Source organism: Mycolicibacterium sp. SMGY-1XX, assembly GCF_059132455.1.
On sequence record NZ_CP101139.1, the window covers coordinates 2,299,377 to 2,321,123 of the forward strand.

Consider the following 21,747-nt stretch of genomic DNA (forward strand, 5'->3'; position numbering starts at 1 on the left):
CGGCACATCGCTTCTGCTGCCCTCGCAGCCCTCGACAACTCTTAGCTCCCGCATGTCAGATCAGGAGACGATGCTATGACGGCAACAGTTCCCACGGATACCAGCCTGGCGCCGCTGTTCGAACCAATCACCCTCGGCAAGGTCGAAATCCGCAACCGCGTGGTGATGACCGGCCATGGCACCGGTATGGCCAAGGATTACCTGCCCACCGACCAGCACGTGGCCTACTACCGTGAGCGCGCCATGGGCGGGGCGGGCCTGATCGGCATGGCCTTCCCCCAGATCCACCCGACATCACAGGACGTACCGGGGGAGCCGCGGTCCTGGCTCCCCGAGATCGTGCCGGGTCTGCGCAAAATCGCCGACGCGGTGCACGAACATGGCGCGCGGATCGTGATGCAGCTGGGTCACGGTGGGCGCCAGGGTCATTCGACGTTCACCGAGCGGGCGTTGTGGTCGCCGTCGAACACACCGTGTCCGTTCAACCTCGAGATGCCCAAAGAGATGGAAATCGAGGACATCGACGAGATCGTCGAGGCGCACGCCGTCGGGGCGCGTCACGCCAAGCAGGGCGGGATGGATGGCGTCGAGATCCACTCGGGCTACGGCGGTTACCTCCTGGCCTCGTTTCTCTCGCCGTTCTCCAACCATCGCACCGACGACTATGGCGGTTCGCTGGAAAACCGCGTGCGGATCGTGTTACGGGTCATCCACGCCGTGCGCGACGAGGTGGGCCCGGACTACCTCGTCGGAATCAACCTGCAGGGCCACGATTTCAGCCCGGGCGGCCTGGTGGCTTCGGATGCTCAGGACATCGCCAGGGCGCTGACGGCGAGTGGCAAGATCGACTACATCTGCGTCAAGGCCGCCACCTACAACGAAGCGCACCAGAACGTTCCGGACATGCAGCACCCCAAGCGAATCTGGGAAGATCTCGCCGCGGCGGTGAAGTCTGCGGTGGACATCCCCGTCATCGCGGTGGGCCGGATCAACGACCCCTTCGATGCCGCCGACATCCTCGCGCTCGGCCACGCGGACATGGTGGCGATGACCCGTCAGCAGATCGCCGACCCGGAAACGGTCAACAAGATGAAAGAGGGTCGCGTTGAGGAGATCCGCCGCTGCATCGGATGTAATCAGGGGTGTATCGACCGGTTGTTCAACGTCACCCATTCCTCGTGTGTGCACAACCCGGCCGCGGGTTATGAGCAGGAGCTCGGCATCGGCACGTTGATGCAGGCGTCGTTCCGGCGGCGGGTCGTGGTCATCGGCGCCGGACCTGCCGGCATGAAAGCGGCCGAAACGGCGGCCCGGCAGGGACACGAAGTGATCCTGATCGAACGACGCAACCGGACCGGCGGTCAGCTCAGAATCGCGGCGAGGATCAAGGGCCGCGGTGAGATCGGGGGAGTCATCGATCACCTCGACGTCATGATCGCCAAGTACAGGGTGGACCTCCGGCTGAACTGGGCCCCGTCGGCCCAGGAGATCCTCGCACTGGATCCCCACCACGTCATCGTGGCCACCGGTTCGGCGCCGCCGGCCGATATCGTCGGCAACCTGGCGCAAGGCATTCCATTCACTCCGGGACTTGATCACGAGCAGGTGCTTTCGGTGTGGGATGTGCTCGAAAAGGAGGAGCCTGTTGGCAAGCACGTCGTGATCATCGACGACGGTGAAGGCGGCTGGAAGGGCATCGGTCTGGCCCTGCAGTTGCAGCAGGACGGCCACGACGTCGAGATGATCACCCCGTTGCCCTACGTCGGCGCCAAGCTGGGTCCGTTCAGCGCCAATCTGGCGGTACCCCGTGTGCACAAGTCGGGCATGACGGCGAGGCCGTTCACGACGGTGACGGCGGTGCGGGGCTCCACCGTGCATACCAGCGAGCAGGGCAGACCCGGAGTCATCACCGATGTCGACACGGTGATCCGCGCCGGCTGGCACCGCCCGGTCAACGATCTGTACTTTGCGTTGAAAGGCCGCGGTGTTCCGCTCGAGCGCATCGGTGACGCCATCGCCAGCCGCACGATGATGGAGGCGGTTCACGAGGGTGAGCGGGCCGCCAGGAGGATCAATGCCAACGCGCCGCGCGGCGCGCTGATCAACAGCTGAGACACCCGCGGGTGCCATTCCGTTGAGTGCAGAAAGGCAGAATTCATCCTGATGGCCGAACAGATCCACGAGCCTGTGCCGGTGCGTTCACGTGCGGCGGTGCACGCGCTGTTCGTGGCCTTCGGCATGATCTTGACTACCTGGGCGGTGCACCTGCCGAGCCTCAAGGAGGCCGTCGGCATGTCGACCTCCATGGTGGGTGCGGTGCTGCTGGTCCTCGGCGCCGGTTCCCTTGCCGGCATGCAACTTTCGGGCTTTCTGATCGACCGGTACGGCGCCGAGGTGGTCGCCCTCACCGGCGCGGCCACCATGGCGATCCTGCTGGCCGTCCCGCTGGTGGCGACGTCGGTAGGTCACGCGATGGTCGGCGCCTTCATCTTCGGCATCGCGATCGGCAACGCCGACGTCGGGATGAACGCAGCCGCTGTACACGTGGAGCGGGATTACGGCCGCCCCATCATGTCGGCGTTTCACGCGGTGTTCTCGATCGGCACTGTCGTGGGTTCGCTGATCGGCGCAGCGGGTTTTGCACTTGGGCTCGAAGTCCTGACCACGGCGGTCACGGTGAGCGCGATCTGCCTGATGATCGACGGACTGGCCGTCCTCGGATTCCACGGACGGTTCGGGAGGCCTGACCATCCATCCCGCACTTCCAAGGAACCGGAGCCCACCGGCGGCGGCCGCCCGTTGGGCGGGCGGCGCCGGCGGGTTCTGCTACTCGGTGCGCTGGCGTTTCTGTTGCTCCTGGCCGAAGGCTCGGCGATGGATTGGGCCAGCTTGCATGCTCAGCAGCACCTCGGTGCGTCGCAATCACTCGGAGCGCTGGCGGTGGGTTCCTTCCTCGTCGCGATGACCGTGTGCCGGTTCCTCTCGGATCGCATCGCCCACTCTGCCGGACCGATGCGGGTGCTCAGATTCGGCTCGATGCTCGCCGCAGTCGGCATCCTGATCGTCAACCTCGGATCTTCGTTGCCCGTGGTCGCGGTGGGCTGGGTCCTGTTCGGGCTGGGATTGGCCGGCGGCATACCGCAGGTTTTCACCGCGGCCGGCAATGTCGACGGCGGGACCGCCGGACGCAGCCTCTCGCGTGTGGTCGGCCTCGGCTACGTCGCGATCTTGGCCGGGCCGGCCGTCATCGGCTGGCTGGTGCAGATGGTGGGCTGGCACGGAGCCTGGCTGTTACCGCTTGCCGCCGTGGGCTTCTGCGCCGTTGCCGCGCCTGCGGTCACACCCGACCGGACCCCAGCCGGTACCGGCCGCTGACCACTTCACGTGCGGAAGGCGGTCAGCGCCGCGATGACCAGTCGATGGTCTTCAACGGATTCGAGCCCCGAGACACCGACGGCGCCGATGAGGGATCCGCGTACACGTAGGGGGACGGCGCCGCCGGCCACAGCGATATCTGCCGCCCGGTAGCCGTAGTCGGAGTAATAGTCCTCGCCGGTGGCGCGCACCTGGCATTCCAGCGCCCACGACGAGCAGTTGTGTTTGTAAACGGCGGTGAACTTGCGGGCCAGCCAGTCGTCATTGGTGGCGGCCGAACCTTCGAGTGCGGCATGGAACACGCGCTGTTCACCGAAATTGATCCCGATCGCCACCGGGTACGCGTGGCGTGAGGCAGTCTCCACGAGCCGGGTGCCCAGAGCCCCAGGCGTCCGAATACGAGAATCGGTCGAATTCGATGGACTTCTCCTCGGCGAGCACCGATCGGTGGCGATCGTGCCAGGAGGCCGTCGTTTCCGGATGTGGGGGCATCTGCGGGTCCTCCAGGAGTACGGGTGAATCGGACTCCTCGACGGTAGAGCGACCCGTCGGGGTGCAAAATGTGCGGAATGTGCACCGCGGGCCCCACGCTTTTCGTAGTGTGCGCAGTGGTTGGTACCGGCTTTCCGACCGCTGGCGCTCTGTGTTCGCATTCACTCAGTTGACCTGCATGTTTACCTCAAATTACCGCCGCGTTGCGTGGGTATTGAGCGCTCCACACCATGCAAGTTTTCATACGGGCATTGCACAATCTGCGTCTGACCGATCGCCTCGCAAGCGCCCAAACTCAGATGTGGCCACAGTCACACGGTCGCCGAAACAGCTTCGAAGCGGTTCGCACCCGGGAACAGCGACGTCATTGCAGGGCGACTTCGGGTCTTAGGCAGACCAGTGGGCGATCAACAGCAGATCGCCGAACGCACAAGGAGATTCGAATGTCATTAACAACGAAGGGCGGGGGATCGTCGCTTTCCGGCGACGACGCCCACCTGCGGGTGTTGGGATACGAGGAGAAGTTCGACCGCAAGATCGGTATGTGGTCGAACTTCGCGCTCGGTTTCCTGTATCTGTCCCCGATGGTGGGCGTCCTCTCGATGTTCACCCAGGCCCTCACCACGGCGGGGCCCCCGTCGATCTTGTGGCTCCTGATCGCAGCAGCCGGACAGCTGCTGGTCGCAATGGTGTTCGGCGAGATCGTCTCGCAGTTTCCCATTGCCGGAGGCCTTTACCAGTGGGCGCGCCGGCTGTGGAACGGTCAGTACGCCTGGATCATGTCGTGGATCTACATCTCCGCGGTTGTGGTGGGAGCTACCACCACTGCGATGTTCAGCGCGGACTTTGTGCTGGCCCTGTTCAATTCGGATTCCAACATCTCCTCGACACCGCTGCAGAAGCTGATCATCGCCACCATCGTGGTGTTGATCTGCCTGGCGCTGAACTCCACCGGATCGAAAACGCTTGCGACCATTGCCAAGGTGGGCCTGGCGGCTGAGGTCGCCGGCATCGTGGTGGTCGGTCTCTACCTGTTGATCTTCGCTCGCGCCAACAGCTTTTCGGTCCTCTTCGACACGTTCGGAACCGGTGGAGACGGTGATTACCTGAGCGCATTCGCCACCGCCGCAATCATCGGCCTGGTGCTGTATTACGGTTTCGAGGCCTGCGGAGAGGTCGCCGAGGAGACCCCCAACCCCGGGCGGACCATCCCACGGTCGATGATGATGACAGTCGTCCTCGGCGGTGCCGCCGCGATCTTCGCCTTCATCGGCTACATCCTCGCCGCACCCAACCTGCAGGAGATTGTCAACGGCGACGTCGGCAATCCCATCATCGCCATCTTGACCGACAACTTCGGCGTAGTCGGCACGAAGATCTTCCTGATCGTCGCGCTGACGTCCTTCCTGGCGTGCGTCATGGGGCAACAGGCCGCCGGTAGTCGACTGATCTTCTCGTTCGCTCGCGACGACATGTTCCCGGGCAGCGCGGTTTTCAAGAAGATCTCTGTCCGAAAGGTACCGCTCAATGCGCTGGTCATCGTGACGGTCCTGCCGATCGGCATGTTCGTTCTGCTGTACTTCCTGCCGAACGCTCTGTTCCGCGTCGCAGCCTTCCAGATGCTCGCCGGGTACTTCGCCTTCCAGATGGTGGTCTTCGCTTCGCTGCGGGCCCGGGCCAAGGGCTGGCAGCCTGCCGGTCGGTGGACGTTGGGCAAGTGGGGTTGGCCCGTGGGCATCGGCGCATTGGTCTACGGTGTGCTGTCCATGATCGTCCTGGCACGCCCGAACGGCGATCCCGAGCTGGCGTTCCACGACCGGTGGATCGCCTTGATCGGCTTCGTCCTGGTGGCGGCCGTCGGGTTGATCTACATGTGGGTCGCCAAGCCGTACCAGCACTCGACAGCCCCCGAGGGTGACGCGATCGCCATCGCCGATCTGCTGCGGGAGCACCGCGCCAAGCACGATATGGCGCAGTACGCCAACGAAGTTCCGCTGGCGGAGCCCACGCCCCCGGTGGCACAGCCCCGGCACAAGTAGGCGACCGGCAGCACCCAGAAGCGGCAGACCCGGCGGAGACCTCGCCGGGTTTTCCGTATCTGTCAGTGGTGACCGGCGGGCCCGGTGGTCGAGCGGACCACCAAGTGCGTCGGCTTCACCGACCTTCGGCGGGGCCGTTTGGCCAACAGGTCCAGCAGCATCGTCGCAGCGGCCTGACCCTTCTCAGCGAGTGGCTGGTGAACAGTGGTGAGATTCATGAGGTCGGCGATCGGCGCGTCGTCGAATCCGATCACCGAAACCTGCTCGGGAACCGAGATACCAACTGCTTCCAACACTTTCAGTGCGGCCACCGCGTGCACATCAGAGGTCGCGACGACCGCGGTAGGGGAGTGTTCCAACAGCTGTCTGGCGGCGGTCATGCCGCTGACCATCGTGATGTCGGTGGCCTCCACGAGGCGCACGTCGGTGGTTTGCGGTGCCACTGCGTCGATGGCGTCGCGGTACCCGCGGAGGCGCTCCTGCAGGTACGTCTCGTTGACATCGGTGACGTCGGCGAAATTGCGCACGTGTGGAGAGGCCTCGCCCGCCAGGCGATCCGATACGATGCCGATGCGCCGGTGCCCGAGGCTCAACACGTGCGCCATCTGCTCGGCGCCTGCGCGGCGGTGATCAACGGTGACATACGGAATGCCGGGCAGCCGTGGCGAATCGACGGCAACAGCGGGGATTCCGCGTGACACCACTGCCTGGACGGCTGGGTGATCGTTGGGGAGACAATGCATCACCACACCATCGACGAGCCCTCTCAGTGCCGCCGGCATCACCGGATGGTGCTCCGGTGCTCCCAGCGCCGGACCGTCGACCGGTAACAACGTCAACGCCACGTCGGTCATGGCGCCGACTTCGACGATGCCCTGCAGTAGCAGTGCGGTCGACGGGTCGACGACCGCACTGGCCAGCGCTCCCGGAACCATGACACCGACGGTTCCGATACGGCCGCGTCGCAGGCTGCTCCCTGCGACGCTGGGGCCGGTGTACCCCAGCCGGGCTGCGGCGGCGAAGATCTGTTCGCGCTGAGTCGGCGACACTTTGGGGGAACCGCTGTAGGCATACGACACCGACGCCTGAGACACACCAGCTGCCTTCGCGACGTCCTTCATCGTGACCATGCCGCTGCTCTCTTTTCACCTCACAGGCCGCCAGACAGCCTAGCCCTCTGCGTCGAATGAATCGCCGCAGAGGGCCGGTCCGAGGGCGCCGACGATCAGGACTTCACGATGAAGCCCGCATCGATGACCAGCGGGGTGGCCGTGATGAACCGGCCGGGCTCGGTCACCAGGTAGAGGATGGCATTGCTGACATCCTGGGGTTGGATCCACGGGACGGGCAGGACATGCGTGGATGTGAACGTGTCGGTCACATCGTCGCGCGTGGGCTTGTCCAGGTCCGGCCGGAACAGGCCGTAGACGAAGTCGTTGTTGATCATGTGGGTGTCGACGCAGGTGGGATTCACGGAATTGACCCGGATGTTGTACTGGCCGAGTTCGCGTGCGAGCGAGGTCATCAATCCGGTGACGCCGTGTTTGGACGCGGCGTAGGAGGAGATGTTCTCGGCGCCCTTGAGGGCCTCGGTGGACCCTGTGAAAACAATTGAGCCGCCCTCATTCTGGGCGATCAGCGTGGGAATGGCCGCCTTGACGGTGTGGAAGACGCCGTTGAGGTTGATGTCGACCATCTCCCGCCAGTCTTCGGGGCTCAGCTCCCAGGTCTTGGCCCCCGAGCAGATGCCGGCGTTCGGCAGCACGATGTCCACGCGGCCGAACTGTTCGATTCCTCGATCGAAGACCCCCTGGACCGCGGCGTAGTCACGGGTATCGGCGATGTCGACGAAGATCTGGCCGCCGATCTCTTTGACCTGGCGCACGGTCTCCTGGAGATCCTCTTCGGTGGCACCCGGATACGGCGTCGTCGAGGGTTTGGCGCAGACGTCGAGTCCGATGATGCTGGCGCCCTCGCGCGCCAGCGTCAGGGCATGCGAACGCCCTTGTCCTCGGGCGACGCCGGTGATGAATGCGACCTTTCCGTCCAACTGTCCCATGGCGAAACTCCTGTTGATATCGAGAGATGAACTCCACGCAACGCACATCGCGGCCACAAGCGTGTGGCCTGACCTGTGGAGTGGAGTGCATCGGCATGCACTGGCCGATGTCGGTGAATCGTATCACCAAGATTCTTGCGACACTAGGTCTAGTACGGTCTGATCTGCGGTGATACGATTCACCAAAGCATCACCGGAACGGATATGCCATGACCTTTTCGCGTCCTCGGGCACGTGCTACTGCATGCACGCAGCCTGTGTCGATCGCCTGCGGCGACACTCGGTCCGACACCTCCGGCGCCCGACACCGGCCGGCTCTTGTCGTCGAGGCCCGGATCGCAGTGCTGTCGTTGCGCTTTCGCCTCCCGTGGCGGTACAGGACGTGAGAGCGGTGAGGAAAGGTCTTACCCGCCCTCAGCTCCCGACGAAATTCCAGGTGCCGAAGGCGATGGAGACGCCGATGGCCGCCGCGGCGATGGCCACGCCGGCGGCGATCAGGGCGAGTTCTCGCGGTCCGAAGGTCGACGGCCGCGCCCAGGTCCGGGTGGGGTAGGCCCCGAATCCCCGTGCCTCCATTGCGGTTGCGAGCTTGGACCCGCGGCGCAGCGCGAACACCAGCAGGGCAAACGATTGGCCCACGAAGCGCCGGATCCGGCCCTGATCGGCCACCCCTCGGGCGCGGCGGGCGTGCCCGAGGTACTGCCAGTCCTGTCGTAGCAGTCCCACCAGCCGCAGACCGGCCATGGCGCCGACCACGAACCGGGCGGGGAGTTTGAGCACCTGGCCCAGTCCGTCGGCCAGCTCGGTGGCATCGACGTCGATGAACAACAGCACCGAAGGCAGCGCAATGGCCAGCACGCGCAGGAACATGGCCAGGGCCAGCTCGATGGAACCGTCGCTGACGGTGATCAGCAGAAAATGCCAGTGCACGGTACCGCGGGGCTCGCCGTAGAGCAGGTTGGTCAGTGCGGTGAGGGCGGCCGCGCCGGTGATGACCGCGCCACGAATCACGAACGGCCGCAACCGGACACCGAGTGCCACGAACAACGGGATCTCCAGTACCAGGGCTGTCAGCGCCGACACCCAGTCCACGCTGAGCACGAGCGCCAACGCGATGACCCCGGCTGTCAGCAGTTTCGCGACAGGGTTGATCACAGCGTTATCCGGTCGTCGGCCAGGACGTCGACGAATTCCGCATCATGGGTCACCGCCACCACAGCGCTGCCGTCGTCGGCGATTTCGGACAGTAGGTGGATCAGTTCCTCCCAGGTACGACGGTCCTGCCCGAACGTGGGCTCGTCGAGGACGATGATGTCGGGCCGCGTCATCAACACGCCTGCCACCGACAGGCGGCGCTTCTCACCGCCGGACAGCGTGTACGGGCTGCGGTCGGCCAGATGACTCAGCCGCAGTCGGTCCAGCAGCGCGTCACCGAGTGAATCGATTTCGGCCTGGCCGAGTTTGAGGGCTTTGGGCCCCAGCGAGAGCTCGTCACGGACGGTGGGGGTGAGGAACTGGTGCTCGGGATCCTGGAAGACGCTGGCGATGCGGGTCAGCAGATCCTTGGAGCGCCACCGGGCGGGTTCGCGGTTCTTCGGCGACGGCGCGAAGTCGGAGCGTGCTTCGAGTGCGCCGCCGTGCGGTGGCAGCAGACCTCCGAGGGTCAGGGCCAGTGTCGACTTACCCGCGCCGTTGGGGCCCGTCACCGCGGTGACCCGCCCCGCCGAGATGCCGAAGTCGAGCCCGGTGCGAAGCGGCGGATTCGCGCGGTACCCCAACGACAGGTCCGTCGCTGCCAGCAGAGGTTCCCCCACGGGCGGCGGGGTGCGGTTCAGGTGGGGGACCGGTGCATCAGGGATCCAGATACCGGACTGCAGTAGGTGATCACGTTCGCGCCGGATGGTCTGTTCCGGTGGGCCGTCGGCCATCACAGCCCCGTCGGCGCCGAGCACGATGACCCGGTCGACGACGGGTAACCAGACCTTGGTGCGGTGCTCGACGACGATCAGGGTGGCACCGGTCAGTTCGGCGACCGCGGTCACGGCGTCGCGCACCTCGATCACCCCGTCGGGATCGAGATTGGCGGTGGGTTCGTCCAGCAGGAGCAGGCCCGGGCTCATCGCCAGCACACCTGCCAGCGCCAGCCGCTGTTTCTGCCCACCCGACAGCGTTGAGGTGTTGTGCTGGACAGGGAGATTCAGGCCGACCGACCGCAGCGCCGCGTCGACGCGCGGCCAGATCCGGTCGCGGGGAACGGCGAAGTTCTCCATGCCGAACGCGACGTCGTCGCCGACGCGGGACAGGATCACTTGTGAGTCCGGGTCCTGCAGCACCATTCCGAGGCGGTTCCGTTGCTGCACCGGTGCGGCGCCGTCGATCAGAAGGCTGCCCGCCTGGTGCCCCTCCTCGGAGCCGCCGAGCAGCCCGGCCAGACCGTGCAGCAGGGTCGATTTCCCCGACCCCGACGGTCCGAGCAACAGCACCCGTTCTCCGGCCGCGACGTGCAGCTCCAGATCCTCTATCGCCCAACGGCTCTGACCGGCGTGCTGCCAGCCCCACCCGGCGGCCGTCACGTCGGCGCCACCGAGACGAGGTGTCATCGAGGCGCGGGACTCGCGACCACTCTTCCGGACTCGAAGCGGCTGAGCGCTCCGGTCTTGGCGAGGCCCCGGACCACGAACCAGGACAGCACCCCGGCCAGGACGGCACCGGAGACCACTGCCGAGGCGGTGTAGATGGTCGCGAAGGTGGTGGTCGATCCCGGGTACCAGAGGATCAGGTCGTTGATGGCCAGGGCCAGACCGGCGGCAGCGCCGGCGGCGGTGGCCACGGGCAGGTTCCACCGGCGATAGAGGAACAGCGCGAACACCAGTTCGGCGCCCAGGCCCTGCACCAGGCCGGACTCGATGGTCAACACGCCCCATTGGTTTCCGACCAGGGCCGACACCGTGGCGGCCACCAACTCGCCGTAGAGGGCCGCGCCGGGTTTGCGGATCACCAGCGCGGTGAGCACGCCGGCGAAGAGCCAACCGCCGCCCGCGAGTGCCTGCAGGCCGGGCAGGACGGCGTTCAACGGGGTGGCGATGGGATTGGACGCGACGTTCCAGAAGACGAAAACCAGGCCGGCGGCCACCGCGAGCACGCTGGCGACCACGATGTCGACGACGCGCCAGCGCACGGGGCGACGGGTGTCGGAGGTCGGATGGGACATGAGACTCCTCGTACTGAGTATTTGAGATTCGTGCACGGACCGGGCAGCGACGAATCGTGAAGGCGAGCACGGCGATTGCGACCGTGGCAGTGCGGCGCCGAAACGGGCGCTCAGATGGGTGTTACGTGACAGGCAATGTTCACGTGCATCTCCCTACGCCGGCATTACCCGGTCAGGTTCGTACGGTCGACAGCCGGTCAGCCGTCCTCTCAGCGCACTCGGTGTGCACTCCCGTGGTGTTCCGTGCTCCAAGCTAGTCCACACACACAGGAGTTGCTATACCGGGTGGGTGCTGGTGAAGCACCAATCCGTGCCGTCGGGGGTCCCGGTGGCGAGGTAGTCCGCGGCCGAGCGGGGGTCATGCCGGGCGATGAGGGTCTCTTCCTGGGCCGCCCATCGGTCCCAGAAAGGACGGTAGGTGTCGCCGTCGCGCCGCAATGCCCGCTGCTTGCGCACCTCGTCGTCGGCGTCGATCCAGATGCCGATGTCCGCCAGTGCCCGGTTGCCGGCGGACAGGGTGCCGACGCCTTCCACGATCAGGCGTTGGGTGGCAGTGACCGGACGCCACCCGGCGGGGGTGTTCGTCGTCCAGTCCCACTGCCTCCAGCGCGCTGGATCACCCGCGCTGCGCGGTTGCAGCAGTTCGGTGTGAACGTGGTCCACCGCCCAGGCCAGGCCGTCCCAGCCGGGGTAGATGTCATCGAGGCGCACCACCACACTGCCGGCCCAGCGCTGGGCCAACTGGTCGGCCAGGGTGGATTTGCCCGACCCCGAACGTCCGTCGATCAATACGGTGACCACCCCGGAGGCACACAGGTGCCGGGCCAGTTCGTCGAGTGTCACCGCAGCTCAGCTGCGCGGGCGGGAGAACAGCCAGACCGTCAGCCAGACCGAGGCGGCCGTGATGAGCAGGGCGCCGGGGACGTGCACGCTCAGGGTGTGACCCTTGCCGAGGTAGGCCTGGACAAAGGAGAAGGCGAACAACCCGAGGGCCAGGGCCGCCGCCCACCAGCCGTGACGCCGTTGCCGCGCCAAGCCCGCCAGCGTCACGGTGAGCACACCCGTCACCACGTGCAAGGCGATCGCAGCCCCGCCGTGGATGTCCAGGAATTCGCCCGCCTGGATCACCGACCCGGCGGTGACGAACAGGACGGCCACCACGGCGACCGTGGCGAGCGCCAGGAATCGGGAAAAGACGAGCCAGGGTGCGGTCTTCGGCTTCTCGGCGACTGTCGTCATGACGTCCCTTCCCTGGTCAGATCCGGTTCTGCGTAGGCTCCTCGGCGGCGGATGCCTGCTCAGTCTCGCCGACGGCGGGGGAGGTGTCCTGCGGTTTCAGCACCGCCGGCCGGAATCGCTCGGGTAGGGCGCGCAGCATCGCCGCGCACAGCGCGACGATGGCCGCGGTGGCGAGGGCGATGACCCAGATCGGAGCGCTGGTGAAGATGTTCTCCAGCAGCATGTAGAAGCCGAACAAGAGGAACAGGACCGCCGCGCCGATCTGGATGAGCCGCTCGGGCAGGTGCTTGCCGGCGACCGCACCCACGATGATCGCCAGCCCGTCGGCGACCACCATGCCCAGGGTGGATCCGATCCACACGCCCAGCCAGTCGTTGTCGGCGGCCAGGGTGATGGTGGCGAGCATGGTCTTGTCGCCGAGCTCGGCCAGGAAGAACGCCGAGGTGACCACGAAGAATGCGGCACCGGTGGCCCGCTGGGCCCGGCTCTTCTCTTCGTCGCTGAGGCTGTCGCCGCGCAATGTCCAGAGGCCGAAGAAGACGAACATCGCGCCGGCCAAGAGGCCGAGAAGGTGCGTCGGCAGCGCGGCGCCCAGGTAGTGCCCGATCGCGACCGACAGGACGTGGACCAGTGTCGTCGCCGCCGTGATCGCGCCGAGTACCACCCACCAGCGGTAGCGCAATGCGAACGTCATCGCGACCAGCTGGGTCTTGTCGCCGAGCTCGGCGACGAAGATGACGGCGAAGCTCAACAGGAGAGCGGAGAGCACGGGACAACCCCTCGTTCGGGTGGTTGCCGGAGGGGATCAACAGATGCCTCCGGCCGGCAACCAATGCGGTCTGTACGGCCGAAGGTCTCGCCCACCGGCTGACTGCCGGTCCGGGTAACCGGGCGTTGCGGTGACCCGCAGCGCCAGTATGTCGACTACCCGATTGGGGGGCTACTCCCCTTCGCTTTTCCCAGATTGGCACAGCTTCGCGGGTATTGCAAACCGAGATGCACGAAAGATGGTTCGTATCAATAGTTTTGGATGTACTACCGGCAGACTTCGGTTACCCTGAAAATTCTGTGACGTTTGCTGAAACTCCGCTGGAATCAAGTGCCGCAACACCTTTCGCGCACGAGCTGCAGCACTACATCCCGCGTCAACGGCGCCAACTCGATGTCGCCGGGCGCTTCCGCGTCGATCCACACCATCTCGGCGATCTCGGCGCAGGCTCGGGGCTCCTGGTCCAGCGTCACCGAGAACATCTCGGCTTCGACCGTGTGGCCGGGCTCATTGGCGGCATCGGCGACGTAGCGGCCGAGCCCGCGGATCTGCGCCGGGGGTACATCGACGCCCAGCTCTTCCCGCACCTCCCGCCGAAGAGCTTCCAGCGGTGTCTCGCCGGCATCGATTTTCCCGCCCGGCTGCATGAAGGCCGTGGTGCCGCGCTTTCGGACGACGAGGACGCGGTTTTCTGCGCCGACGATCACCGCGGCGGAAACGCTGATGACAGGGCCGGGCACGGCCGTGAGTGTAGTTGCGCGGTGTCAGGGACGTCCGGGGTCCAGCCCCGGCAGGAGTTGCACCTCCTGGGCCTTGACCACGAAATACACCCGCCGGCCGGGGACGAGGTCGAGGTCGGCGACGGCCGCGGCGGTGATGTCGGCGGCCAGCCCGGTGCTGCCGTCGGGTTGGTCGGCGCCGCGGATCCGGACGGTGGCGCCGTTGATCTCCATCTCGGCGATGGTGGTGTGGATGACATTGCGGGGACTGCCGTGGGGTTCATCCAGGTGTACCGACACCGCCGCCGGAGTGAAGAGGGCGACGGCTGCGGTGTTGGCGTCCACGGCTCCGACGCCGGAGATCGTGGCATCCCACGCTGTGGTCAGGACTCCTGGCCCGGTGACGGTCCCGGACACCAGGTTGACTCCGGCGATCCGCGCGGCGAACTCGCTGCGGGGTGCGGCCAGGACGTCGCGGACGGCACCGCGTTCCACGATGCGACCGCGGTCGACGACGATCACCTTGTTCGCGATCCCCAGCGCGTCGAGCAGGTCATGGGTGACGATCACCGCCGTGCGGCGCCCGTCGCGCAGGATGTCGCGCAGCAGGCGGCGCACCGCGGGCGCCGCGGTGACATCGAGGGCGGCCATCGGTTCGTCGAGGAGGAGGACTTGCGGTTCGGCGGCCAGCGCCCGCGCCACGGCCACCCGTTGCGCCTGCCCGCCGGAGAGCTGTGCGGGACGGCGACCGGCCAGGTGCTCGGCGTCCACCGCGGCCAGCCATCGCTGCGCGACCACGGCGGCCTCGGCACGGCTGTTGCCTTTGCAGCGGGGGGCATAGGCCACGTTGGCGGCCACACTCATGTGCGGAAACAGCAGCGCCTGCTGCGCCAGCATCGCCACCCCGCGGGCGTGCGGCGGCACGAACACGGCGGCCTCGGTGTCGGTGACCACGGTGTCACCGAGCACGATGCGGCCGGAGTCCGGACGCAGCAGCCCGGAGATGAGCGACAGCAGGGTGGATTTGCCTGCCCCGTTGGGGCCGAGCACGGCCAGGACGTCGCCGTCGTCGAGCGTGAGGTCGAACTCGGCGTCGCGCAGGTGCACTCGGGCGTGCAGTTCGATCCTGCTCACAGTGGCCCGGTCAGTCGCCGTGAGGCCGACGCCACCACGATCAGTGCGGCGACGACGATGAGTAGCAGTGAAAGGGCCACGGCCGCATCGGGATCGGTTTCCCGCTGCAGGTAGATCTCCAGCGGGAGAGTCCGGGTCACGCCTTGCAGCGAGCCGGCGAAGGTCAAGGTGGCGCCGAACTCACCCAGTGAGCGGGCGAAGGCCAGGACCGCGCCGGACATCAGCCCGGGCAGCACCAGAGGCAACGTCACCGTGCGCAGTACCGTCGTCGGGCGGGCACCGAGCATCGCGGCGATGTCCTCGTACTGCTTGCCTGCCGATCGCAGTGCGCCTTCCAGGCTGACGACCAGAAACGGCAGGGACACAAACGACTGCGCGAGGACGACGGCGGTGGTGGAGAAGGCGATCCGGATGCCGAACGCCTCGAGGTGCTGACCCAGCAGACCCTGACGGCCGAAGGTGTACAGCAGCGCGATACCGCCGACCACCGGAGGCAGCACCAGGGGCAGCAGCACCAGGGCCCGCAGTACGGACTGTCCGGGGAAGCGCGCGCGGGCCAGTACCAGGGCCATCGGCACGCCGAACGCCACGCACACCACGGTGCTGGCGGCGGCGGTCTTCAGACTCAGAATCAGTGCGGCGCGGGAAGATTCGGAGGTGATCAGGGTGATGAAGTTCGGCCAGTCGATCGACAGCAGGATCGCGATCAGCGGGACGGTGACGAACATCGCCCCGACGGCGGCGGGCAGATAGATCCAGGAGGGGAGACCCACCTGGATCAGCCCACCGGCCGACCGTCGCACCCTCATGGAGCGGCGAAGCCCGCTTCGGACAGCGCCGCCTGCCCATCCGGTCCGGTGATCAGGTCGACGAATCGTTGTGCCGTGGCACTGTTGCCGGCGTCCTCGAGAACGGCGATGGGGTAGGTGTTGACCGCCTCGGCGGATTCGGGGAAGGGTACCGAGGCGACCTTGTCCCCGGCACCCTTGGCGTCGGTGACATAGACCAGACCCGCGTCGGCCTGTCCGGAGGTGACCTTGCCCAGGACGTCGGTGACCGCGGATTCCTCGCTCACCGGGGTCAATGTCACACCGGTCTGCTGCTCGATCTTCTCGGTGGCCGAACCGCACGGGACCTGTGGTGCGCACACCACCAGCGAAACATCCGGCTTGGCCAGATCCGCAAAGGAAACAACGCCTTTCGGGTTTCCCGGCGGAGTGACGATGGTCAGGGTGTTGGTGGCGAAGTCCACCGGATCGCCGGCGACGACGCCGGCGTCGACGGCTTTGGTCATGTTCTTCTCGTCGGCGGAGGCGAAGACGTCCGCGGGTGCGCCCTGGGTGATCTGGGTGACCAGATCGGAGGAGCCGGCGAAGTTGAAGCTGACTGTGGTCCCGGGATTGGCTGCTTCGAACCGGGTGCCGAGTTCGGTGAAGGTGTTTTTCAGCGAGGCGGCGGCGAACACCGTGATCTCACCGCTTGTTTCGGCTGATGCCGCCGAGCTCCCGGCCGGTTCCGGCGATGACTGCGAGCCGGGGGTGGAACCGGAACAGCCCGCGATGAACGCGACGGTGCCGACGGCCACGACCAGCACGGCGGACCTGGAGTTCATGAACTTCCTCTCGGGGTTTCGACCACCACGGTGGTTGCTTTGACGACGGCCACGGCCAACTTGCCGGGTTCGAGGCCCAGTTGTTCGGCCGATTCGCGGCTCATCAACGAAACGACCGTGAACGGACCGCACTGCATCTGCACCTCGGCCATCACGCCGTCGGCGGTCACCCGGGTGACGAGGCCGACGAGGCGGTTGCGTGCCGAACTCGCGATGCCGAGTGGGTCCGGCGGGGGAGCGGCGTGCTGTCGGGCGAACTCGGCGAGGGCCTTGCCGTCGATGACCTTGCGGCCGGCCTCGTCTTTGGCTGCGGCGAGGCTGCCGCTGTCGATCCAGCGGCGCACGGTGTCGTCGCTGACACCGAGCAGGGACGCGGCGTCCTTGATCCGGATCGTGGTCATCGGTCCTCCCTCCGGGGCGGCAGTTACCCGTGTTCCGTGTTTGCGGACTTACAGCCTATTCGAGAAAGCATATGCGGTGAAATGAGGGTTATGCAGCCGCTGATGAAAAGGATGGCGATCAAGTGTGGCCGAAGGCAAACCCGGCACTGGTGAGCTTCACCGAGGTCGTGCTCGGCGTCCAACAGCGTTCGCCGTGGCCCGACGGCCGACCACTGCTTGACCACCGCCACCGGATGGGACATATTGCAGATATGTCCCACGCCGGTGTGGCCGTCGTGCGCGTCACCCGTGACAGCGCCTTCGATGTCGCCGTCGGATGGTTCCTGGATGGACGGCGCCTCGACATGCGGGCCCTGGCGCGGGAACTCGGGGTGGGCCGGTCGACCCTGTATCGGTGGTTCACCAGTCGTGAGGCGCTGCTCGGCGACATCGCCTGGAAGATCATGTCCGACACCATCGCCAGGATCGAGGCACGCGACCGCGGCGGGGGAGGTCCGCGTGAGCGTTTCCTGCGCGTCTACGGCCGGCTCACCGAGACGGTGCGGGACTTTCCGCCACTGGTGACATTCGTCGCCGACGATCCCGACTACGCCCTGCGGGTGCTCACTTCGAGTTACGGCACCGTCCAGGGACATCTGATCGCCTGGGTGTCAAGCCAACTCGACGCCATGACCGAGATCGGCCCAGAGGTGAGCCTCGACGACCTGGCCTATGCGATCGTGCGGCTGGCCGAATCCTTCCTCTGGAGCGACATGATCACCGGTAGCCCGCCACGGGCGCGCACCGCGATCGGGATGATCGAACTACTGCTCACCGGTGCCTGCGCCACTCGACGACCTCAAGCAAGGAGCTCTGCCCGTTGACCGGAATCTCGAATCCCGACAATCCTTTCGACCTGCACGGCCACGTCTCGGTGGTGACCGGCGGCGGGTCGGGCATCGGCTTGGGCATCGCCTCGGGGCTGGCCCGTGCCGGGGCGGCGGTGGCGATCATCGGCCGGTCCGCGCAACGGTTGGGCGAGGCACAGGCGACGTTGGAACAATTCGGCAACCCGGTGCTGGCGGTCGCCGCGGACGTGAGCGACGAGCAGGCCGTCACCGCGGCGATGAGCCGCGTCCGCGCCGAATTGGGCGGCCTCGATTCCTGTTTCGCGAACGCAGGCGTGGGCGGCGGTGTCACTGCGCTGCTGGACACCAGCCTGGAGAAGTTCCGGTCGGTCACCAGCGTCAACCTCGACGGTGTCTTCCTCACTCTGCGTGAGGCCGCCCGGCAGATGATCGAGTCCGGGACCGGCGGCAGCCTGGTGGTGATCTCGAGTATGGGAGCCCGTCAGGGCATGCCCCGTCAACACGCCTACAGCGCCTCGAAAGCCGGTATCACCGCGATCGTCAACAGCGTCGCCGTCGAACTGGCCCGCCACGGGATCCGGGCCAACACCGTCGAGCCGGGCTGGATCTCCACCGACATGATCGACGCGGCGCTGTCGTCGGATGTCTTCAATCAACGTGTGCTGCCCCGGGTTCCGCTTCGCCGGTGGGGCAGACCCGATGATCTCGCCGGTGTGGCGGTGTACCTGGCCAGTCCGGCCAGCGCCTATCACACCGGAGACGTGCTCCTGGTCGACGGCGGATATGCGAGGTTCTAGACGATGACGTACGAAACGATCACCTATGAGGTGTCCGATGCGATCGCGTCGATCACCCTCGATCGCCCCGAAGCCCGCAACGGCTTCACTCTCGACATGGCTGACGAGCTCAATGCTGCTCTGTTGCAGGCAGATTCGGATGACGCCGTGCGGGTGGTGATCCTCAAAGCGGCCGGGGACAACTTCTGTGTCGGTATGGACCTGGCCGGCGACGGGTCCATCGGTGACGTCGACGACCCGGACTGGGACGAGCCCGCCACCCGGGTGGCGCGCCCGATCACCAACCTCAACAAGCCTGTCATCGCCGCGATCCAGGGCGCCGCCATCGGGGTGGGGATCTCGATGACCCTGCCCGCCGATTTCCGGCTCGCGTCCGACGACGCCCGCTTCGGCTTCGTGTTCGCCCGCCGCGGCCTGTTCCCGGAAGGCGGATCGTTGTGGTTCCTCCCGCAACTCGTCGGACTGGCCAAGGCCAAGGAATGGATGATCAGCGGGCGCGTGTTCGACGCCGCCGAAGCGCATGCCGCCGGGCTGGTGACCAGCGTGCATCCCCGGGATGAACTGCTGCCTGCCGCCGAGAAACTGGCCCGCGAGATCGCGGTGCACGTCGCGCCCGTGTCGGCCGCGGTGATCCGGCGCAGCCTGGTGGTCATGGCCGCCGAGGGCGATCCCGAAGCGGCGTTCGCCATCGACAAGGCGACCATTCCGTACGCGTTCGGGTCGGCTGACGCCACCGAGGGCATCATGTCGTTCCTGCAGAAGAGGCCGCCGGAGTTCAACGGCAAGGCGAGCCAGGAGGTCTCGCGCTTTCCCTGGCTCCGCGGTACCTGACCGGAGCCGGCTGAGGGGACGCCGCAGCGGGATGCTGGTGGGCGTCTGGGGCGTCGTCGGCCATCTCGTGTTGCACGCCGTAACGCAGTCGCTGCTCGGCCATCATGGTTGACCCGCCAAGCATCGGGCCCGATACCGCCGGCAGGTGTTTCGAGGCCGTGTGGGGGACGCCAACTTCGCGGCGGCCGCGTCGCCGAGGAAGGCCCGCGTCAGCCCGTCGACGATGGAGGCGGCCACGCCGTGTTTGCGCGCGCCCCCGCCGGGCGGTAATTCGGCGATCTCCACCGCGAGATAGTCGTGTGTCAACGCGCGGACGAAATCACGGTCGCCGTCGTCGGGATCGGTTGCGGTGAGGGCATACAGCCTCGATGCGGATGTGGTCGGCCTCGCCCCCTGCCGTGAGTGAGGCCGCGGCCAGCACGATCCCGTAGGAGGCCATATGGCGATTCTTCGCGAACTCGATCAACGGTCCATCGACGTCCCAGTGTGCGGGAGGCACTGTGTGCTCCACTTCACTTGGGTGTCAGTCTTTGCGCCGGACCACAGCGATTGCCGTGTGGCCTTGTGACGAAGGGTGCCTGATGCGTCGGTCTGGCCTGGACGGCCCGCTGCAAGCGGTCGGCGGTCTGTTCGGCATGTCCCTCGATGCGGTGCGGTTTGCCTTTCAAAGGCCGTTTCAGGGCAGGGAATTTCTGGATCAGGCCTGGTTCGTGGCCAGGGTGTCGTTGGCTCCGACGCTGCTGGTGGCGATCCCTTTCACAGTTCTGGTCAGTTTCACCTTGAACATCCTGCTTCGCGAACTCGGTGCCGCCGACCTCTCCGGGGCGGGTGCGGCCTTCGGCGCAGTCACGCAGGTGGGGCCACTGGTCACGGTGTTGATCGTGGCCGGAGCGGGCGCCACCGCGATGTGTGCCGACCTGGGTTCGCGCACCATCCGCGAGGAGATCGATGCCATGGAGGTGCTGGGTATCAACCCGGTCCAGCGACTCGTGACCCCGCGCATGCTGGCCTCCGGCCTGGTGGCGTTGCTGCTCAACAGCCTCGTGGTGATCATCGGAATTCTCGGGGGCTACCTGTTCTCGGTGTTCGTCCAGGACGTCAACCCGGGTGCGTTCGCTGCCGGCATCACACTGCTCACAGGCGTGCCGGAGGTCATCATCTCCTGCGTCAAAGCCGCCCTCTTCGGGCTCATCGCCGGTCTGGTCGCCTGTTATCGCGGCCTCACCATCAGCGGCGGTGGCGCGAAGGCCGTCGGCAACGCCGTCAACGAGACGGTGGTCTACGCGTTCATGGCGTTGTTCGTCATCAACGTGATCGTGACGGCCATCGGCATCCAGATGACGGCGGACTGACCCATGGGAACTCGTGATGTCCTCGGCGCGGCCTATCCGCGCGTCACCGCCCAGTTGGGCAGACCGGTGTCCCTGCTGGGACGCATCGGCGACCATGTGCTGTTCTATGGTCGAGCGCTCGCCGGAACCCCACACGCGGCAATCCATTACCGCAAGGAGATCATCCGTCTGATCGCCGAGATCAGCATGGGCGCAGGAACTCTGGCGATGATCGGCGGCACCGTGGTGATCGTCGGTTTCCTGACGATGGCCGCTGGTGGCACGCTCGCAGTGCAGGGCTACAGCTCGCTGGGCAACATCGGGATCGAGGCACTCACCGGCTTTCTGGCTGCCTTCATCAATGTGCGTATCTCGGCACCTGTGGTCGCAGGGATCGGTCTGGCAGCGACCTTCGGCGCTGGTGTGACAGCGCAGTTGGGCGCCATGCGCATCAACGAGGAGATCGACGCGCTCGAAACCATGGGCATCCGCCCGGTCGAATACCTGGTCAGCACCCGCATCGTTGCCGGAATGATCGCCATCGCCCCGCTGTATGCGGTGGCAGTCCTGTTGTCCTTCGGCGCCAGCCACGTCACCACGGTGCTGCTGTTCGGGCAATCTGCCGGCCTCTACTCGCACTACTTCAACACGTTCCTCAATCCCGTCGACCTGCTCTGGTCGTTTCTGCAGGCGGTGTTGATGGCGCTCACGGTGTTGTTCATCCACACCTACTTCGGCTACTTCGCCACCGGGGGACCTTCGGGAGTGGGCGTTGCAGTCGGCAATGCGGTGCGCACGTCGCTGGTGGTCGTCGTGTCGGTGACGCTTTTGGTGTCGCTGTCGGTGTACGGCGCCAATGGAAACTTCAATCTGTCGGGATGAGGTGATCA

23 protein-coding genes and 1 riboswitch are annotated in these 21,747 nt (G+C 66.2%); of the genes, 8 read left to right on the forward strand and 15 right to left on the reverse strand.

The window, feature by feature from the left end; all coding sequences use genetic code 11:
• The first annotated feature begins 75 nt into the window (after positions 1-75).
• Together NL241_RS11245 and NL241_RS11250 are read left to right on the forward strand one after the other, a co-directional pair.
• Positions 76-2,112, forward strand: coding sequence for an oxidoreductase (locus NL241_RS11245; RefSeq protein ID WP_487696457.1), 2,037 nt, complete (start codon positions 76-78; stop codon positions 2,110-2,112).
• A 51-nt stretch (positions 2,113-2,163) separates the two neighbouring features.
• Positions 2,164-3,375, forward strand: a complete 1,212-nt coding sequence (locus tag NL241_RS11250) for an MFS transporter (RefSeq protein WP_494397558.1) — start codon at positions 2,164-2,166, stop codon at positions 3,373-3,375.
• Between the two features lie 5 nt (positions 3,376-3,380).
• On the opposite strand, the gene NL241_RS11255 is transcribed toward NL241_RS11250, so the two are convergent.
• Positions 3,381-4,028, reverse strand: a complete 648-nt coding sequence (locus NL241_RS11255) for a heme-binding protein (RefSeq protein ID WP_494397559.1) — start codon at positions 4,026-4,028, stop codon at positions 3,381-3,383.
• 282 nt (positions 4,029-4,310) lie between these two features.
• Between NL241_RS11255 and NL241_RS11260 the strand changes: the two genes are divergently transcribed.
• Positions 4,311-5,906, forward strand: coding sequence for an APC family permease (locus NL241_RS11260; protein ID WP_494397560.1), 1,596 nt, complete (start codon positions 4,311-4,313; stop codon positions 5,904-5,906).
• 62 nt (positions 5,907-5,968) lie between these two features.
• Here the strand turns inward: NL241_RS11260 and NL241_RS11265 are convergent, their stop codons facing one another.
• The 13 genes from NL241_RS11265 to NL241_RS11325 all read right to left on the reverse strand — a co-directional run bounded on the left by NL241_RS11265 (position 5,969) and on the right by NL241_RS11325 (position 17,050).
• Complete coding sequence (locus tag NL241_RS11265) at positions 5,969-7,036, reverse strand: LacI family DNA-binding transcriptional regulator (protein ID WP_487696453.1); 1,068 nt, start codon at positions 7,034-7,036, stop codon at positions 5,969-5,971.
• 95 nt (positions 7,037-7,131) lie between these two features.
• The gene (locus NL241_RS11270) at positions 7,132-7,965 is read right to left on the reverse strand and encodes a mycofactocin-coupled SDR family oxidoreductase (protein ID WP_487696452.1); all 834 of its coding nucleotides are present in this window, start codon (positions 7,963-7,965) and stop codon (positions 7,132-7,134) included.
• Positions 7,966-8,379: 414 nt separating this feature from the next.
• On the reverse strand, positions 8,380-9,120 hold the full coding sequence (locus tag NL241_RS11275) for an energy-coupling factor transporter transmembrane component T family protein (protein WP_494397561.1): 741 nt from the start codon (positions 9,118-9,120) through the stop codon (positions 8,380-8,382).
• Positions 9,117-10,565 (reverse strand): ABC transporter ATP-binding protein, encoded by a 1,449-nt coding sequence (locus tag NL241_RS11280; RefSeq protein WP_494397562.1) that lies wholly within the window; start codon positions 10,563-10,565, stop codon positions 9,117-9,119. Before NL241_RS11280 ends, NL241_RS11275 begins: the two co-directional genes overlap by 4 nt.
• Positions 10,562-11,176 (reverse strand): ECF transporter S component, encoded by a 615-nt coding sequence (locus NL241_RS11285; protein WP_494397563.1) that lies wholly within the window; start codon positions 11,174-11,176, stop codon positions 10,562-10,564. Before NL241_RS11285 ends, NL241_RS11280 begins: the two co-directional genes overlap by 4 nt.
• Positions 11,177-11,309: 133 nt before the next feature.
• Positions 11,310-11,421: riboswitch (TPP riboswitch) on the reverse strand.
• A gap of 31 nt (positions 11,422-11,452) precedes the next feature.
• Positions 11,453-12,019, reverse strand: a complete 567-nt coding sequence (locus tag NL241_RS11290) for a nucleoside/nucleotide kinase family protein (protein WP_494397564.1) — start codon at positions 12,017-12,019, stop codon at positions 11,453-11,455.
• A 6-nt stretch (positions 12,020-12,025) separates the two neighbouring features.
• Positions 12,026-12,415 carry a hypothetical protein gene (locus tag NL241_RS11295; protein WP_487696447.1) on the reverse strand — a complete coding sequence of 130 codons (390 nt, stop codon included), beginning with the start codon at positions 12,413-12,415 and terminating at the stop codon, positions 12,026-12,028.
• 16 nt (positions 12,416-12,431) lie between these two features.
• Complete coding sequence (locus NL241_RS11300) at positions 12,432-13,184, reverse strand: TMEM165/GDT1 family protein (RefSeq protein ID WP_494397565.1); 753 nt, start codon at positions 13,182-13,184, stop codon at positions 12,432-12,434.
• 326 nt (positions 13,185-13,510) lie between these two features.
• Positions 13,511-13,924, reverse strand: coding sequence for an NUDIX hydrolase (locus tag NL241_RS11305; RefSeq protein ID WP_487696445.1), 414 nt, complete (start codon positions 13,922-13,924; stop codon positions 13,511-13,513).
• A gap of 24 nt (positions 13,925-13,948) precedes the next feature.
• A complete protein-coding gene (locus NL241_RS11310) occupies positions 13,949-15,037 on the reverse strand; it encodes a sulfate/molybdate ABC transporter ATP-binding protein (RefSeq protein WP_494397566.1) in 1,089 nt (362 codons plus the stop codon).
• Positions 15,034-15,846 carry an ABC transporter permease gene (locus NL241_RS11315; RefSeq protein WP_494397567.1) on the reverse strand — a complete coding sequence of 271 codons (813 nt, stop codon included), beginning with the start codon at positions 15,844-15,846 and terminating at the stop codon, positions 15,034-15,036. The genes NL241_RS11310 and NL241_RS11315 overlap by 4 nt, the downstream gene beginning before the upstream one ends.
• Entirely contained in the window at positions 15,843-16,649 is an 807-nt protein-coding gene (modA, locus tag NL241_RS11320; RefSeq protein WP_494397568.1) for a molybdate ABC transporter substrate-binding protein, read from the reverse strand. The genes NL241_RS11315 and modA overlap by 4 nt, the downstream gene beginning before the upstream one ends.
• On the reverse strand, positions 16,646-17,050 hold the full coding sequence (locus tag NL241_RS11325; RefSeq protein ID WP_494397569.1) for a TOBE domain-containing protein: 405 nt from the start codon (positions 17,048-17,050) through the stop codon (positions 16,646-16,648). Before NL241_RS11325 ends, modA begins: the two co-directional genes overlap by 4 nt.
• A gap of 122 nt (positions 17,051-17,172) precedes the next feature.
• Between NL241_RS11325 and NL241_RS11330 the strand changes: the two genes are divergently transcribed.
• The 3 genes from NL241_RS11330 to NL241_RS11340 are packed head-to-tail and all read left to right on the forward strand — an operon-like array spanning position 17,173 to position 19,526.
• Positions 17,173-17,913, forward strand: coding sequence for a TetR/AcrR family transcriptional regulator (locus tag NL241_RS11330; RefSeq protein WP_494397570.1), 741 nt, complete (start codon positions 17,173-17,175; stop codon positions 17,911-17,913).
• Positions 17,910-18,695, forward strand: coding sequence for an SDR family NAD(P)-dependent oxidoreductase (locus tag NL241_RS11335; RefSeq protein WP_494397571.1), 786 nt, complete (start codon positions 17,910-17,912; stop codon positions 18,693-18,695). Before NL241_RS11330 ends, NL241_RS11335 begins: the two co-directional genes overlap by 4 nt.
• 3 nt (positions 18,696-18,698) lie before the next feature.
• Positions 18,699-19,526, forward strand: coding sequence for an enoyl-CoA hydratase-related protein (locus NL241_RS11340; protein WP_494397572.1), 828 nt, complete (start codon positions 18,699-18,701; stop codon positions 19,524-19,526).
• 102 nt (positions 19,527-19,628) lie between these two features.
• Here NL241_RS11340 and NL241_RS11345 read toward each other — a convergent pair whose 3' ends face one another.
• On the reverse strand, positions 19,629-19,832 hold the full coding sequence (locus tag NL241_RS11345; RefSeq protein ID WP_494397573.1) for a hypothetical protein: 204 nt from the start codon (positions 19,830-19,832) through the stop codon (positions 19,629-19,631).
• A gap of 275 nt (positions 19,833-20,107) precedes the next feature.
• Here NL241_RS11345 and NL241_RS11350 point away from each other — a divergent pair, with 275 nt between their 5' ends.
• On the forward strand, positions 20,108-20,878 hold the full coding sequence (locus tag NL241_RS11350) for an MlaE family ABC transporter permease (protein ID WP_487696437.1): 771 nt from the start codon (positions 20,108-20,110) through the stop codon (positions 20,876-20,878).
• A 3-nt stretch (positions 20,879-20,881) separates the two neighbouring features.
• Positions 20,882-21,739, forward strand: coding sequence for an MlaE family ABC transporter permease (locus tag NL241_RS11355; protein ID WP_487696436.1), 858 nt, complete (start codon positions 20,882-20,884; stop codon positions 21,737-21,739).
• Positions 21,740-21,747: the final 8 nt, after the last annotated feature.

Bases quoted from the DNA above. Each gene is read 5' to 3' on its own strand.
- NL241_RS11285 (WP_494397563.1), bottom strand. From the start codon at position 11,176: ATGTCCCATCCGACCTCCGACACCCGTCGCCCCGTGCGCTGGCGCGTC.
- NL241_RS11350 (WP_487696437.1), top strand. From the start codon at position 20,108: ATGCGTCGGTCTGGCCTGGACGGCCCGCTGCAAGCGGTCGGCGGTCTG.
- NL241_RS11340 (WP_494397572.1), top strand. From the start codon at position 18,699: ATGACGTACGAAACGATCACCTATGAGGTGTCCGATGCGATCGCGTCG.
- NL241_RS11355 (WP_487696436.1), top strand. From the start codon at position 20,882: ATGGGAACTCGTGATGTCCTCGGCGCGGCCTATCCGCGCGTCACCGCC.
- NL241_RS11245 (WP_487696457.1), top strand. From the start codon at position 76: ATGACGGCAACAGTTCCCACGGATACCAGCCTGGCGCCGCTGTTCGAA.
- NL241_RS11295 (WP_487696447.1), bottom strand. From the start codon at position 12,415: ATGACGACAGTCGCCGAGAAGCCGAAGACCGCACCCTGGCTCGTCTTT.
- NL241_RS11255 (WP_494397559.1), bottom strand. From the start codon at position 4,028: ATGCGAACACAGAGCGCCAGCGGTCGGAAAGCCGGTACCAACCACTGC.
- NL241_RS11265 (WP_487696453.1), bottom strand. From the start codon at position 7,036: ATGGTCACGATGAAGGACGTCGCGAAGGCAGCTGGTGTGTCTCAGGCG.
- NL241_RS11315 (WP_494397567.1), bottom strand. From the start codon at position 15,846: ATGAGGGTGCGACGGTCGGCCGGTGGGCTGATCCAGGTGGGTCTCCCC.
- NL241_RS11325 (WP_494397569.1), bottom strand. From the start codon at position 17,050: ATGACCACGATCCGGATCAAGGACGCCGCGTCCCTGCTCGGTGTCAGC.
- NL241_RS11260 (WP_494397560.1), top strand. From the start codon at position 4,311: ATGTCATTAACAACGAAGGGCGGGGGATCGTCGCTTTCCGGCGACGAC.
- NL241_RS11280 (WP_494397562.1), bottom strand. From the start codon at position 10,565: ATGACACCTCGTCTCGGTGGCGCCGACGTGACGGCCGCCGGGTGGGGC.
- NL241_RS11270 (WP_487696452.1), bottom strand. From the start codon at position 7,965: ATGGGACAGTTGGACGGAAAGGTCGCATTCATCACCGGCGTCGCCCGA.
- NL241_RS11250 (WP_494397558.1), top strand. From the start codon at position 2,164: ATGGCCGAACAGATCCACGAGCCTGTGCCGGTGCGTTCACGTGCGGCG.
- modA (WP_494397568.1), bottom strand. From the start codon at position 16,649: ATGAACTCCAGGTCCGCCGTGCTGGTCGTGGCCGTCGGCACCGTCGCG.